At 62.1% G+C, this 13573-nt stretch carries 11 protein-coding genes; 3 read left to right on the top strand and 8 right to left on the bottom strand.

What is annotated here, in order from left to right:
* Nucleotides 1-2 precede the first annotated feature (2 nt).
* The 4 genes from G6M89_RS07370 to G6M89_RS07355 all read right to left on the bottom strand — a co-directional run bounded on the left by G6M89_RS07370 (nucleotide 3) and on the right by G6M89_RS07355 (nucleotide 4631).
* The gene (locus tag G6M89_RS07370; protein WP_165161142.1) at nucleotides 3-1292 is read right to left on the bottom strand and encodes an adenosylhomocysteinase; all 1290 of its coding nucleotides are present in this window, start codon (nucleotides 1290-1292) and stop codon (nucleotides 3-5) included.
* A 251-nt stretch (nucleotides 1293-1543) separates the two neighbouring features.
* Nucleotides 1544-2311 carry a hypothetical protein gene (locus tag G6M89_RS07365; RefSeq protein ID WP_165161141.1) on the bottom strand — a complete coding sequence of 256 codons (768 nt, stop codon included), beginning with the start codon at nucleotides 2309-2311 and terminating at the stop codon, nucleotides 1544-1546.
* Nucleotides 2312-2460: 149 nt separating this feature from the next.
* Nucleotides 2461-3756 carry an amidohydrolase gene (locus G6M89_RS07360; RefSeq protein WP_165161140.1) on the bottom strand — a complete coding sequence of 432 codons (1296 nt, stop codon included), beginning with the start codon at nucleotides 3754-3756 and terminating at the stop codon, nucleotides 2461-2463.
* Between the two features lie 83 nt (nucleotides 3757-3839).
* On the bottom strand, nucleotides 3840-4631 hold the full coding sequence (locus G6M89_RS07355; protein WP_165161139.1) for an FkbM family methyltransferase: 792 nt from the start codon (nucleotides 4629-4631) through the stop codon (nucleotides 3840-3842).
* A gap of 105 nt (nucleotides 4632-4736) precedes the next feature.
* Here G6M89_RS07355 and G6M89_RS07350 point away from each other — a divergent pair, with 105 nt between their 5' ends.
* Together G6M89_RS07350 and G6M89_RS07345 are read left to right on the top strand one after the other, a co-directional pair.
* Nucleotides 4737-5771: an aminoglycoside phosphotransferase family protein gene (locus G6M89_RS07350; protein ID WP_343162628.1), complete on the top strand. Its 1035-nt coding sequence runs from the start codon at nucleotides 4737-4739 to the stop codon at nucleotides 5769-5771.
* A gap of 51 nt (nucleotides 5772-5822) precedes the next feature.
* Nucleotides 5823-6860 (top strand): stage II sporulation protein M, encoded by a 1038-nt coding sequence (locus tag G6M89_RS07345; protein ID WP_165161138.1) that lies wholly within the window; start codon nucleotides 5823-5825, stop codon nucleotides 6858-6860.
* Nucleotides 6861-6870: 10 nt separating this feature from the next.
* Here G6M89_RS07345 and G6M89_RS07340 read toward each other — a convergent pair whose 3' ends face one another.
* Nucleotides 6871-9480: a heavy metal translocating P-type ATPase gene (locus tag G6M89_RS07340; RefSeq protein ID WP_241175259.1), complete on the bottom strand. Its 2610-nt coding sequence runs from the start codon at nucleotides 9478-9480 to the stop codon at nucleotides 6871-6873.
* 274 nt (nucleotides 9481-9754) lie between these two features.
* Between G6M89_RS07340 and G6M89_RS07335 the strand changes: the two genes are divergently transcribed.
* Nucleotides 9755-10864: a glutamate-cysteine ligase family protein gene (locus G6M89_RS07335; RefSeq protein WP_165161136.1), complete on the top strand. Its 1110-nt coding sequence runs from the start codon at nucleotides 9755-9757 to the stop codon at nucleotides 10862-10864.
* A gap of 47 nt (nucleotides 10865-10911) precedes the next feature.
* Here the strand turns inward: G6M89_RS07335 and G6M89_RS07330 are convergent, their stop codons facing one another.
* From G6M89_RS07330 to G6M89_RS07320, 3 genes are all read right to left on the bottom strand, one after another.
* Nucleotides 10912-11340 (bottom strand): hypothetical protein, encoded by a 429-nt coding sequence (locus tag G6M89_RS07330; protein ID WP_165161135.1) that lies wholly within the window; start codon nucleotides 11338-11340, stop codon nucleotides 10912-10914.
* Nucleotides 11340-12047: an ATPase domain-containing protein gene (locus tag G6M89_RS07325; RefSeq protein ID WP_165161134.1), complete on the bottom strand. Its 708-nt coding sequence runs from the start codon at nucleotides 12045-12047 to the stop codon at nucleotides 11340-11342. Before G6M89_RS07325 ends, G6M89_RS07330 begins: the two co-directional genes overlap by 1 nt.
* 144 nt (nucleotides 12048-12191) lie before the next feature.
* Nucleotides 12192-13517, bottom strand: coding sequence for an MFS transporter (locus G6M89_RS07320; protein ID WP_165161133.1), 1326 nt, complete (start codon nucleotides 13515-13517; stop codon nucleotides 12192-12194).
* Nucleotides 13518-13573: the final 56 nt, after the last annotated feature.

Genomic DNA, 13573 nt, shown 5'->3' with positions numbered 1-13573 from the left:
GCCTATGTCCCGTGGTCCCAGCTGCCCATGTAGTCGTGCTGGGTATCCGTCAGCGAATCGAAGTCAACGCCTTCGGCAGCGAGTTTGATCTCCGCGATTTCCTTGTCGAGTTCGTCCGGCACGTCGTGGACGCCAGCGTCATACTCGTCGCCGTTCTCGAGCATTTCGCGCACACAGACGGCCTGAATCCCGAAGCTCTGGTCCATCACTTCGACGGGGTGGCCAAGCGAAATCGGTGCTGCAAGATTGACGAGGCGACCTTCCGCAATAACGTTCAGTCGGCGGCCATCGTCCATCTCGTACGCTTCGACACCGTCACGAGCCTCATAGCGGTCGACTGCGAGGTCATCGAGTGCCTCGAGGTCGATTTCGATGTCGAAGTGGCCCGCGTTCGAGAGCAAGACACCGTCTTTCATCGCCTCGAAGTGCTCGCGGACGATGATGTCGCGGTTGCCCGTCGTCGTAATGAACACATCGCCGACTTCGGCGGCCTCCGACATGGGGAGCACGTCGTAGCCTTCCATGTGGGCCTCGAGTGCGCGCCGTGGCTCGACTTCGGTGACGATGACGTTCGCGTTCTGGCCAGCGGCCTTCTTTGCGACGCCCTTGCCACAGTAGCCATAGCCCGCGACGACGACGTTCTTGCCGGCCCACGAGAGGTTCGTGGTCATGGCAATCGAGGCGAGAGAAGACTCGCCAGTGCCGTGAACGTTGTCGAACAGGCGCTTCATTGGCGTGTCGTTGACCGCGAAGACGGGGTACTCGAGTGCGCCGTCCGCGTCCATCGCGCGCAGGCGGTGGACGCCCGTCGTGGTCTCCTCTGCACCGCCGATGATGCCGTCGATCAGTTCGGGGTAGTCCTCGTGGATGGCGGCGACGAGGTCCATGCCGTCGTCGACCGTGATCGTTGGCTCGTGGGCGATGACGGCCTCGATGGCCTCGTAGTACTCCTCGTCGTCGACGCCGCGTTTGGCGTAGCTCGTGATGTTCTCGTGCGTGTCGAGTGCCGCGCTCACGTCGTCGTGCGTTGAGAGCGGATTACAGCCGGTGACGGCGACTTCCGCGCCACCCTCTGCAAGCGTCTCGACAAGTACTGCGGTCTTCGCTTCGACGTGCATCGCCATTGCAATGCGTTCGCCCTCGAAGGGCTGGTCTGCGACGAACTCCTCGCGCACGGCCTCGAGAATAGGCATATGCTGGGTTGCCCAGTCCATTTTTCGTCGGCCCTCCTCCTGTGCCGACTCGAACTCCTCGAGTTGATCGCTAATCGGCGGATACGCAGATTCACTCATGAGTGTAGACAGTGCAAGCGGCGCCAAAACGCTACCGAAGCACAGTCAGCACCACGCAAAACGTACTGGGGGTGAATTGGTGTCGATTCGGTCCGATCCGATTCCGATGGATACGACGACGAAATCTGCGTCAACAGTCCGCTGTGGGCTTATTTGGGGGTGAGACACGCCGTGTGTTACCGGCGACGAGCCGTGCCTCTGACATCGCTGGGGGTTCCGTCAGCCGGTACCAGCCCACAACCTACTGTGGCCTACGGACCCGCGTGGTCCGGTGGGCCGCCTGCAGCCTCGTCGTCGCTTCCGTCAGCTGCACCGTTTGTCTCATCGGCGCTTTCTGCGTCGGCGTCATCCGCGTCATCAGCGGTATCCGGCGGACCCGCATGTGCTGGCGGGCCGCTGCTGTCGGCCGACGAATTGGTTTCCTCATCGCTCTCGTTGTTCGGCCCCGCATGCGCCGGTGGTCCCTGTGCTTGCTCGTCGTCACCATCGTCCGACGGGCCAGCGTGATCCGGTGGACCAGCGTCGTCAGGCGGACCAGCGTGATCCGGTGCGTTTCCAGGGTTGTTCTCGAGCACGAAGCTCGAAACCGAGGCACCAATCGAGCCGTTCGTCTCTGCCTGTTGTTGGGCGACGAACTGCGAAACCATCGCGCCGAAGGTCGCTGCCTCCGCCTCGAGTGTGACCGTTGTCGTGTCGGACACATCACCGACGCTCGCAGTAATCTCGAGTTCGACGGTGTCAGCGCTCGGTGACTCGAGTGTCACCGTGCCGTTCTCATCGGTCGTGTACTCGCCTGTTCCCGTGTACGTCGCGTTCTCGTCGACGGGCTCAACCGTGACGGTCGCGTTCGCAACTGGCGTCTCATCTGCCGTGACCGTGACGAGAGCGCCATCAGCACTGACCGAGAGGTCGGTGCTGTCGTTGACGGCTGGGTCAGCCACCACTGCGCCAACCGGGGTGAGGATGGAAAGCACCATCACCATCGCCAGCGTCACAGCAACATCTTTTGATCTCCTCATCCAGGCTGACAGTCCCGTTTTCCGAGGATAAACCCCGTTGGCAGTTTTCGAACGTTTGGTTGCAGAGAAACGGGCAGAGAAACAGTTTAAGTGTTCATCAACCGTTGTGAGCGTTTAGATTCCGTTTTCAGGACCGGAAGAACAGGGACTTACTCCGCACGCGACAGCAGCGACTCGGCCGTCTCCTGTGCCTGCTCGCGAACGGCTTCCTCCTCGAGCGTCAACACCTCTCGGTCACGCATGAGCACCTGGCCGTCACAGAGTGTGTGTTTCACGTCCGCTGCTGCGACCGCATACGCGAGGTGGCTCACGAGATCGTGTCGCGGTGTCAAATGCGGCGTCTCGAGGTCGATCACTGCCAGATCAGCGGGTGCACCGACCTCGAGTCGACCGCTCTCGAGACCCATTGCGTCGGCGCTGCCCTGTGTCATCATCTCCGCGACAGCAGCGGCGGGAACGGCACTCGCGTCGTCAGCCGCAAGTTTGCCGATCATCGCTGCGTCGCGGGCTTCGTCGAGCATCGAGAGGTCGTTGTTCGAGGCCGCGCCGTCGGTACCGAGACCGACCGTTACGCCCGCATCGCGCAGTTTCTGAACCGGAGCCATCCCGCTTGCGAGTTTCATGTTCGAGGCCGGACAGTGGATCACGCTCGCACCGGTTTCGGCAAGCAGTTCGATCTCGGTCTCATCGACGTGCACGCCGTGCGCGATGAAGTCCTCGGACTCGAGTAAGCCCTTCTCGACGGCGTACTCAAGCGGTCGGACGCCGTGTTCGTCGACGATTGGTGAGACCTCGTTCGTGGTCTCATTCGCGTGGAAGTGAATCGGCAGGCCCGCTTCCCGGGCTTTCGGGACGTACTCCTCGAGATACTCGCCGCCGACGGTCGTCAGCGAGTGGGGCTGGAACGTCGTCGAAATGCGTCCAGCAGCCGCCCCATCGAGTTCGATTGCAACCTCGAGGCTTTCCTCCAGATCCGCGTGTGCACCATCGTCGTCCTTTCCGACGGTGATCGCCGTATGGCCGAGAACGGCGCGAACGCCGGCTTCCTCGACGACAGCGGCGATGTCGGGAACCTCGAAGTACATATCCGAAAACGCCGTCGTCCCGGATTTGATCATCTCGAGAATGCCGAGTTCGGCTCCCGCGCGGATGTCCTCGGCCGTCAGTTCGGCCTCGACGGGCCAGATATCCTCCTGGAGCCACGCATCGAGCGGTTTGTCGTCGGCGACGCCACGCAACAACGTCATCGCGACGTGGCTGTGACCGTTGACGAAGCCGGGTGTCACCAGCGAGTCCGATGCATCCAGCGTCTCGTCCGCATCGTCGGCCAGATCAGTGCCAATCTCGAGAATCTCGCCGCTGTCCTGGTCGAGCAACACGTCCGCACGCGAGACGGTGATATCCGGGTGCAGTACCTGTCCACCGGTGATCGCAAGCGTGGTCATTGCCGGGATTTCTCGCCGGTGGGACTTATATAGTGGTTATTGCGCCAGCGATGGCGATACCGGACCCGAACAGCACCTTCCGCTCACAGACTCCCCGGGAGACACCGCCAGTACCCCTCTCGCTCTATAATATCGTAGCCTGCCTCCTCGAGCACCCCCCTCGTTTCGCCTGGAACGTCGCGCTTGAGTCCGTCTTCGTGAATTTCGATGAAGACGAGTGGCTGGGCGGTCTCGAGCGTTTCTCGCGCGCCGCGAAGCACGTCAGGGGCGGTGCCTTCGACGTCGAGTTTGAGCACGTCGGGTGGCTCCAAGTCGTCGACGGCCTCGCCGACGCCGGCGACGAGATCATCGAGTCGATAACTCGAGACTGTCTCCACTGCAGACACAGTTGCACCCCAACGCTGGGCGCTCTTGCGGTCGAACGAGGAGAGTTCGGGATTGCTCGAGCGATAGAATCGCTGCTCGCTGGTTTCGTCGCCGAGTCCACAGACCCGGTAGTCGATTCGGTTCTCGAGGTCGTTGAGCCGGACGTTCGCCCGCAGCCGGTCGGCGGTTTTGGGTACTGGCTCGAACGCGACACAGTGGCGGTCAGGTTCGTCGACCGTCAGTGCCAGCGCGTAGATGCCGATGTTCGCGCCGATATCGTAGATGACGTCCGACGGGCCACAGGCGGCGTCCAGTTCGGCGAGCATTTCGTCGCTGCCGTGGCGGGTGAGCGGCTCGTAGCACTGGAACGACCCCGCGGGCGTGTCGTTCTCGCGGACGAGCCAGCCGTGTGTGTAGTTCGCCCGCGTGAGGCGGTGGTAGGCCCGCAAAACGAGCCCGCGGGCAACGTAAAACGCGGTCGTCGCCGACGAAACGGGAATCTGTGCCATGCTCTGCTGTCGTCTTCGGGAAGGAGCCAGTTGTACGTTCGCTCGAGTGACAGTGTTCAGTGAAAAACACAAACGGCTACGGCAGTGCCAGCCATCTGTCGACGTGTGACGGACTCTGGGTCAGAAGGCGAGGATGCTATTCTCGAGCGAATCGTCGAGGCTGCACTCGAGGCCGAAGTGCAGTCAGTGAGACGACCACGAGCGGGTTCAGTCGCAGACACGTTCTTGCTGGAACTCTCACCCAGTGACGACCTCCCGGCTCGCATCGTCTGCAAACGCGGCGGTGCGAGCGTTTGGACTGGCGACGTGATCGAACCGCTCGTCTGTGAGCGCGTCCGTGCGGTGACTGACCTCCCTGTTCCCGCCGTGTTGGCGCAGGGCTCGCTGGTCGGTGGCGATCAGCAGGCAGCCACGCCCGAGCGCTGGGCACTCTACGAGCATCTCGAGGGAGAAACGCCAACGACGACAGGACCCCTCGAGCCTGCAGTTCGATGCCGACTCGTCGCAGCTGCCGGTGCGCGACTCGGGCAGCTTCACAGTGTGTCGCTGGCTGCGTTCGGCCTCGAAAATGGTGCAGAGTCGACCGGAAACACCAATGCGAGCACCAACGCCACCAGCGTCAGCGTTGGCGGCCTCGCCCGCGGACCGGACGGCGACCTCGAGGTGTGTACACCCGACGGCTGGCACGCGATTGAAGCACGGGAGAGCGCCGCGCTGTATGACCGCCTGTCGGTACCGTTGGCTGGCGATCCAGACTGCGTTCCGGTCCTCACGCACGGCGACTACCAGCCACGCAATCTCCTCATCGCGTCTGATGGCTCGATTACCGGCATCCTCGATTGGGGGAATGCACACGTCACGCACGCCACGTACGCACTCGCCCGCGCCGAGGTCCGATTCGTCGACCTCGAGTGGATCGCCGGACGACTCGAGCCAGGTGAGCGTGACCGGCTCCGCCGGCTGTTTCGTGACGGCTACGCGAGCAAGGGGCCACTCGAGCGGACAACCGAACTCGAGCGGCAACTGCGCCGGTACAAATGGCTGTGGGTCTGCCAGTCGCTCGCCAACTACGGACAGATCGCCCGCAGTGCCCGCGGTCGTACACAGTTGTGGCGACAGTGTCGTCGCCTGCTCGAGTGAGGGCTGAAACCGGTCGGCGGATTTATCCCACATTTTGCCCAATGAGTGGGTATGAATGGAGCCGGGAATGGAGACGACACAGACGCCAACGGGACGAACGGCCGTGGCGGCTCCGCAGAATCGGGCGGCTTCGAGTTCGGACCTGATCAGCAGTCGCCAAACGACACGGGCCGAATACGAGTGGACCTCGATAACGGTGAAGAGACAGCCTCGGGCGGACCACCGGGTGACGATCCGGACACACCGCCGGCCGACCCCGAACCCGATCCAGGTTCGAACGCTGTGCGTAACTGGACGGCGATGTGTACCGGACTCGCGCTGGTCTCGCTTGCGACGGCCATCTTCATCTTCGTCACGGGAGAGGGCAACAGCGCACTCGAGCCGGCGCTTGGTTCAGCGGCCCTCGCCGTCGTCTTTGGCGCCCTCGCTGTCCTCCCGAAGACTGGCAACGACATGCTCATCCGGCGACTCTCGAGCGGCTGGGTAGAGAACCGACGCGCCGTTTGGTTTGCGACCGGCCTGTTCGCGTTCGGGACGCTCATCGGCGTTGCGCTGCTCGCAGCAGGATTCGACCTCCTCGAGATGGTCGCCGAGTTGCTCGAAGAGGAGCTGTTACCCGAACTCGAGGATGAAGCCGGTGAGTTCGAACTGACTGCGACCTTCTTCATCGTGAACAACACGCAAGCGTTCCTGATGGCCATCGCGGGCGCGCTGACAGTCGGCCTGCTGACCGCGTTCGTGATGATCTTCAACGGCGTTATCGTCGGCAACGTCGGCGCATCCGCGGCCAACGAGATCGGGATCGACTTCATCATCGTCGGATTGCTCCCCCACGGCATCTTCGAACTCCCGGCAATCTTCATCGCCGCAGGCGTTGGCTTCCAGATCGTCTATCGCTTCGGCCAGCGCGTTATCGGCTCTCGAGAGCGATTCTTTACGAAATCCTACGTCGCTCGAACCATCGCGTTCGTCCTCTTTGCTTGGCTCTTGCTCGTCCTCGCGGCGTTCGTCGAAGCCTACGTGACACCGGCGCTGCTCGAGGCACTGTTCGGCGCACAATTCGAGGCCGAGGGCGGCGCCCTCCCATAGGCGGGGTCACTCAGTTTCTCCGAATGAACTCGAGCGGACGCAACACGGCCAGCCGGTAGTCCTCGTGCGGATCGTACGTCGTAAACGAGAGACTGTTTGCCATCACGCTCACGCTCGAGGCGGCCATCGCTAACCCGGCAAGGGCGGGATTGAGCAGTCCGAGCGAGGCAATCGGGATGAGCGTCGTGTTGTAGAGAAACGCCCAGAAGAGGTTCTGTCGAACCTTCGAAATCGTCGCCTCCGAGATGCGGACGGCCTTCAGCACGTCGGCTGGGTCATCACGCATCAGCGTCACATCGGCGGATTCGATGGCAACGTCGGTGCCGGAACCGATGGCGACGCCGACTTGTGCGGTCGTCAGCGCAGGTGCGTCGTTAACGCCGTCGCCGACCATCATCACCTTCGCATCACGCTGTTGCAGTTCTTCGACGTGATCTGCCTTATCCTCGGGAAGCACCTCCGCACGGACGTTTTCGGGGTCGATTCCGACCTGCTTGGCGACCGCTTTTGCCGTGCGCTCGTTGTCCCCAGTGAGCATCACGACCTCGGTTCCGCGTTCCCGAAGTGCTGCAACTGTCTCCGTCGCACTCTCGCGCACCTCATCAGCGACCGCGAGGACGCCCAGTAGCTCCCCTTCGACTGCAACCGGCATCGCCGTCTTCCCCTCGCGCTCGAGGCGCGTCAGCGTCTCTTCAGCCGGCTCGGTGTCGATATCGACATCCTCGAGTAGTTTGCGGCGACCGATCAGGACACTCCCGCGGTCAGTTTCGGCCCGAACGCCGTGGCCGGGCACGTTCTCGAACTCGCTGACCTCGCCGACTGACACGCCGCGATCTTCGGCACCGTCGACAATTGCCCGTGCAATGGGGTGTTCAGAGCCGGACTCAGCGGTTGCCGCCGCGCCGAGGACGAATGACTCGAGGTCGTCGTCTCGATCCACGCCGGTGACGACACCGCCGTCAGTCGCCGACTCGCCGCCGTCGGGTGTCGCCCGTTCGCCAACGAGTTCGAGGTCCGTCAGGACCATCTCACCGTGGGTCAGCGTCCCCGTCTTATCGAAGACGATGGTGTCGATGCCTCGAACCTGCTCGAGGACGTCGCCACCTTTGAACAGCACGCCGTTCGTCGCAGAGAGCGTCGAGCCGACCATCGTCGCCGCGGGTGTCGCCAGCCCGAGCGCGCAGGGACAGGCAATCAGCAGAGACGACGCGAGGACGATTACTGAGAACTCGAGGATAGGCACGCCGCCAGCGACCGGGCCACCACCGACTGGCTCGAGGACGGGAATCCACGAGCCGAGTGCTGCGGAAATGCCGTACAGTGGATCGTTGAAGACGTACCAGATGACCGCCCAGAAGACGGCGTTTGCGATCACTGCGGGGACGAAATAGGCACTCACTGTGTCGACGAGGCGCTGGATTTCGGGCTGGCGCGACTGAGCTTCCTTGACCCGGTCGACAATCTGCTGGATGGCCGTCTCGGAGCCAACCTTAGTTGCCTCCACGAGAAGCACGCCATTTTCGTTGATCGTCGAGCCAACGACCTCGTCACCCTCGGCCTTTTCAACTGGGACGGACTCGCCGGTCAGCATCGACTCGTCGACTGCGCTCTGGCCATCCACGACCACGCCATCCGTCGGAATCTTCTCGCCCGGGCGAACCTTCAACACGTCACCGGGGTCGACCGTCTCGAGCGGAACCTGCTGTTCCTCGCCATCGACAACAATGGTTGCCTCGTCGGCTTCCATCTCGAGTAACTCCCGCAGTGCGTTGCCCGCGCGGGCTTTCGAACGCACCTCGAGCCAGTTGCCGAGCGTGATGAACCAGAGGATGAACGCGACGGCCTCGAAGTACAGCCCCGCGCCGGCGATCAAGCCGAACAGCAGGGCTGTGCTATAAATGTAGCCCGCGCTGGTGCCGAGCGCGACCAGCGTGTCCATATTCGCACGCCGATTGTGCGAGAATGCCCGGTAGGCACCGACGAGGAACTCCTTGCCCAGCGTGGCCATCAGGGCGGTTGCGAGGATGAACTCTCCCAGCCCCATCGCGGAGACCGTCACGACGCCCAGGTCGACGGTGCCCAGATGGGGAAGTTCCATTAGTCCCAACATTGCGAGCATGATCGGCACGAACGGCAGCGTCAGCAATCCGCCACCGATCACCAGTCGGCGCTGTCGACGCAGTTCTTTCTCGACAGCCCGCTCGCGCTGGCTCGCACCTTGGGTCTCCTCGAGATCGTCACGAACGGGGTCGTAGCCCGCCTCCTCGATGGCTGCAGAAATTTCGCCGAGCGATACGTCGGACGGGTTGTACCGAACGCGGGCCTCGTCAGAAGCGAAGTTGACATCGGCTCGGATAACGCCTGGCAGGTCCGATACCGCGTCGCTCACCGTCTCCGAGCAGGTCGAACACGACATGCCCATCACGGTCAGTGACTCCGTCTCGGCAGCGGCTTCGTAGCCAGCCGCCTCGATAGCATCGTAAATCTCGGCCAGAGATACCTGCGTGGGATCGTACGCGACCATCCCCTCGTCGGTCGCGTAGTTCGCACTCGCCTCCTCGACGCCCTCGAGGTCGCCCACCGCGTCCTCGACGGCTCCCGAACACGTCGAACAGGACATCCCCGTAATCTCGAGGTGCGCACGTCTCGTCATACGAGAACCGAGGTGGCCCACGTTCAAACCGGTGTCGGGAGTCCCCCGTAGCCGCGATTTCCGGCTGCTCGAGTGGGGATCAAAAATCACAGCTAACCACAAATTTTTATTGTGGCGTATATACCCATCAAACGTGACTAGTGCTAACATACCAAATGGTCGGCGACAAGTGAGTCACGAACAGGCCCCAACAGCGGGCTGCAGAAACCGATAAAACCGTCACAGACAGCACAGAGAGACCGTGTCACGTACTGAATCGAACCCGATACGTCGGAGCATCGAAGTCGAGTACTGGGTCATCGACGACGAGGGTCGACTGGTCGAACCAGGAGCGCTCGTCGACGCGACGCCGGGCGCTGAACGGGAGTTCGTCGAACCAGTACTCGAGATTAAAACGACGCCGTGTGAGACGACGGCGGAACTGCGCGAGGAACTGTTCGAGCGAATCAGCCGGGTACTGCAGTGTGCAGACGAGGTGGGAAAGGGACTCGTTCCGCTTGCAACACCGATCACTCGCGAGGAAATCCAAGAACTCGAGAGTGATCGAACGCAGATCCAGAACCGCGTCATTGGTGAGCCGTTCGAATACGTCCGCCACTGTGCGGGGACCCACATCCACGTCGAACAGCAACCGGGCCACGTGGTCGATCAGCTGAATACACTCATCGCGCTTGACCCCGCGCTAGCGCTGGTCAACTCCTCGCCGTACTTCCAAGGGCGACACCTCGCGACTGGTGCCCGCTCGAAACTGTATCGCTGGATGGCGTACGACTCACTCCCGCATCAGGGTCGGCTATGGCCCTACGTCGACGACACTGCCGACTGGAACCAGCGACTCGAGGACCGGTATGCGGAGTTCGTCCAGATGGCGCTCGAGGCGGGCAGTGATCGAGCGACAATCGAGTCGAACTTTGATCCCGAGAGCGCGGTCTGGACGCCAGTCCAACTTCGAAACGAGTTTTCGACGGTCGAGTGGCGCTCACCGGATACGGCGCTTCCGAGTCACGTCGTCCAGTTGGCTGGCGACCTCGCAGACACCGTCGAACGGCTGCTGGACACCGAGGTCCGCATCGAGGGCGACAACGGCCGGATAACCGACGACGAGTTCGTCCTGCCCGAGTTCGAGGCGGTCCAGGAGTACGTCGACGCTGCGATCCGCGACGGCCTGTCGTCTGATGCAGTTCGGGCGTACCTCGAGCGGATGGGCTTCGATGTCACGGCGTACGAGCCACTGACAGACGACTTTGACGACAAGGTGGTCACTCCTTCAAAAGCGCGTCAGTGTCGACTCGACTACGCGGCGCGTCTCGAGGGGGACGTTCGATCAACCACCCCAATTCCGAACGACTGAAATCGATTCGGTCCACGTCGTCGTTACTCAAACAAGTCAGGCCGTCGCTACTCGAGCAGATCAGGCCGTCGCACCCGATCACGGCTGTCGTCAGGTCGGGAATCCATCCGGAATCCCCTCAGGGAGTCGGGGAGTCCGTTCTCGCTCTCCTCGTCTACGTGGTCGTCGAACTCGACCTCCGGCTCCGATCGGTCGAGGGGATCGATCTCAGCCAGTTCGTCGGCCAGAAACGTCCGCAACTGGTCCTCGTCGTCGACCTGTGGCTCGAGTTGGCGGACGTACTGAATCCCCTGTTGGTAGGCAATCTCGAGGAACTGCCGATCAGAGCCTGCAGCGAGCGCGGCCTCGAGGCGTTCGAACTCCTCAGGATGAGTCTCGCCGAGTGTTTCAGAAACGCCGAGGGCAAAGGCCCGGCGCAGCACGTCGTCGCCATCCTCGAGCGTCTCCCAGTCGGTGCCGAAGGTGCGTTCGTACATCAGGACTGAACCTCCCCGTCGGGGTCGACTCGGAGTCCGCGGTCGGTGAACTCGAGCGGGCGAATTGTCGAGTCAATCTCGGTGCCACGCATCTTGATGACCTGCACGCCGCGGGTCATCCCGCCTGACTCGAGGTAGTTGTGCATAAAGAGGACGCCGTGGGCAAGATACTGGGCGTCCGAGTAGGAGGTCGGGTCGGTCATCTCCGAGATGACGAGCACCGTCGCGTCGGCGCGTTTGAGCGTCGTGATGAACGTGATGAGTTCCTCGAGTGCGTTCGCAAAGAAGTACTCGAGGATCATCGTCGAGTCGACGACGACGCGGTCGATGTCGTTGGCGTCGATAAAGGAGACGAGTTTGGTCGAGAGCGCCTCGACGCTATCGGGACCGTCGGTCGTGCCGCGCGAACCCGCAAAAAATCGCTTCGTCTCCGTCTCGAAAACATCCATAAACTTCAGCTGGCCCGCGTTGACCGCCTGCTCGAAGCCGAACTGAAACGACGACATGTCTCGAGCGAGTTCCGACTGCGACTCGTGCATGCTGACGTAGAGGCCTGTTTCACCGTTGAACGCGCCTTTGGTGAGAAACTGCGAGCAAAGCGTTGTCTTGCCGCTCCCGGGCGGGCCGCTAACGATGTAGAGGCGATCTCGCAACAGCCCGCCACCGACCAAGCGGTCGAAACCGGGAACGCCCGTAGAGAGTCGCATCGGTAAATCCAGGGGTGCGATTGATTAAATAGATTCCGCAGCCGTCGGCAACGGTTAGTCGGTCAGTCAAGCAAAATATGTCGATTCGGTCACCAGTGTTCGACTCTCGAGCAGCGATGGACACCCAGACTGGCTCGAGACGGGTTAATCGTCTCCCGGTGCGACGTTTCGGGCGGGGACTGCAGGATCATCGTTGACGATCCAGCCGTCTTCGGTGGCGTTTTCGGCGATGTGGGGCTGGAAAACCCAGGCGGTGAGTGCGAGGATTGGGATCATCGTCAGTGCGACGATTGCGTAGCCGACGTGGAGATTTGGCAGGAACGGCGCGGCGAACAGCAGCGGGTAGACCGAGCCGCCGACCGTGCCGATACCGCCGACAACGCCCGCGACGGTGCCCGAGTTGTTCGGGAACATGGCTGGCACCTGTGCGAAGATGGCCCCCTCGGAGAACGCACAGCCGACACCCACAAGGAAGCCAGCGGCGACGGCGAGGTAGATGTTCCCCGTCAGGCCAGCCGCGGTCATGCCGAACAGTGCGAGGACGACGAACGCCATCGTTGCGAATGTCCACTGCTCGCGGTGGCGTCCATCGAACCATGGCAGGATTTCCATCTCCTTGCGTGCGACCACGTCACTGATGTAGCCCCCAAGCGGACGGAGCAAGCCAGCCGCAATCGAGAACGTCGCAGCAAACGTCGCGGCGATCACGATATCGCCCTGTCCGAACCCTTCGCGGTAGTAGGTGCCCAGCCAGCCGTTCATCGCGACCTCGAGTCCGAAGGTCATGATGTAGGCAGCGGAGAGGACAACAGCACCGTGGCGGGTGGCGACGTAGAGCCACTGCTTGAAGGTGACGCCCTGTTTGGCAGCCTGTCGGCGTTCGTCGGTCTTTGCAGCCTCGCCGAAGACGACGTAGACGATACCGAGCACAATCGCGACGACGCCGGTGTAAAAGAAGGCGGCGCGCCAGTTTGAGGCAAACAGCGCGTCGCTGTACCCCTCACCGAACAGTCGTGGCAGCGTAAAGTACGCACCCAGCCCTGCACCAGCGTTACCGACGCCGGCGAAGATGCCCTCTGCAAGGCCGAGGTTCTCCTCTTCGAACCACTGAGCAACGTGCTGAATGCCGATGACGAACGTGATACCCGCGAGCGAGGCGATAACCCGCGAGACGGTAAAGACCTCGTAGGTCGTCGCAAACGCGCTGATGATCGAGAAAATCCCGACTGTGACGAGCGTGACACCGGCAGTGAGTGGCGCACCGAATTTATCCGTGATTGGACCGATGACAATCCGACCGAGTGGCACCGCGATCACCGCTGCACTCGAGACGACCCCCAGTTGCGCGACTGAAAGGCCGAACTCGTCTGCGATCTCGCCCGTAAACGGCGCGAACGAGAACCAAATGACGAAGCCGAGGTTGAACATCGCCGTCGCCAGCAGCAAGTTCTTCCACTTGCCGGCAATCATACGCGTTCACCCGTGAAATCGAAGATAGCCGAACCACACGTAACAAACGCTTTTGA

It is taken from the genome of Natronolimnobius sp. AArcel1 (assembly GCF_011043775.1).
Taxonomy (GTDB): domain Archaea; phylum Halobacteriota; class Halobacteria; order Halobacteriales; family Natrialbaceae; genus Natronolimnobius.
The sequence above is the reverse complement of the archived record's forward strand: the minus strand, read 5'-3'. Positions and strand labels throughout refer to the sequence as shown.

Bases quoted from the DNA above. Each gene is read 5' to 3' on its own strand.
- G6M89_RS07355 (WP_165161139.1), bottom strand. From the start codon at position 4,631: ATGGCACAGATTCCCGTTTCGTCGGCGACGACCGCGTTTTACGTTGCC.
- G6M89_RS07340 (WP_241175259.1), bottom strand. From the start codon at position 9,480: ATGTCCTGTTCGACGTGTTCGGGAGCCGTCGAGGACGCGGTGGGCGAC.
- G6M89_RS07330 (WP_165161135.1), bottom strand. From the start codon at position 11,340: ATGTACGAACGCACCTTCGGCACCGACTGGGAGACGCTCGAGGATGGC.
- G6M89_RS07345 (WP_165161138.1), top strand. From the start codon at position 5,823: ATGAATGGAGCCGGGAATGGAGACGACACAGACGCCAACGGGACGAAC.
- G6M89_RS07365 (WP_165161141.1), bottom strand. From the start codon at position 2,311: ATGAGGAGATCAAAAGATGTTGCTGTGACGCTGGCGATGGTGATGGTG.
- G6M89_RS07320 (WP_165161133.1), bottom strand. From the start codon at position 13,517: ATGATTGCCGGCAAGTGGAAGAACTTGCTGCTGGCGACGGCGATGTTC.
- G6M89_RS07370 (WP_165161142.1), bottom strand. From the start codon at position 1,292: ATGAGTGAATCTGCGTATCCGCCGATTAGCGATCAACTCGAGGAGTTC.
- G6M89_RS07360 (WP_165161140.1), bottom strand. From the start codon at position 3,756: ATGACCACGCTTGCGATCACCGGTGGACAGGTACTGCACCCGGATATC.
- G6M89_RS07325 (WP_165161134.1), bottom strand. From the start codon at position 12,047: ATGCGACTCTCTACGGGCGTTCCCGGTTTCGACCGCTTGGTCGGTGGC.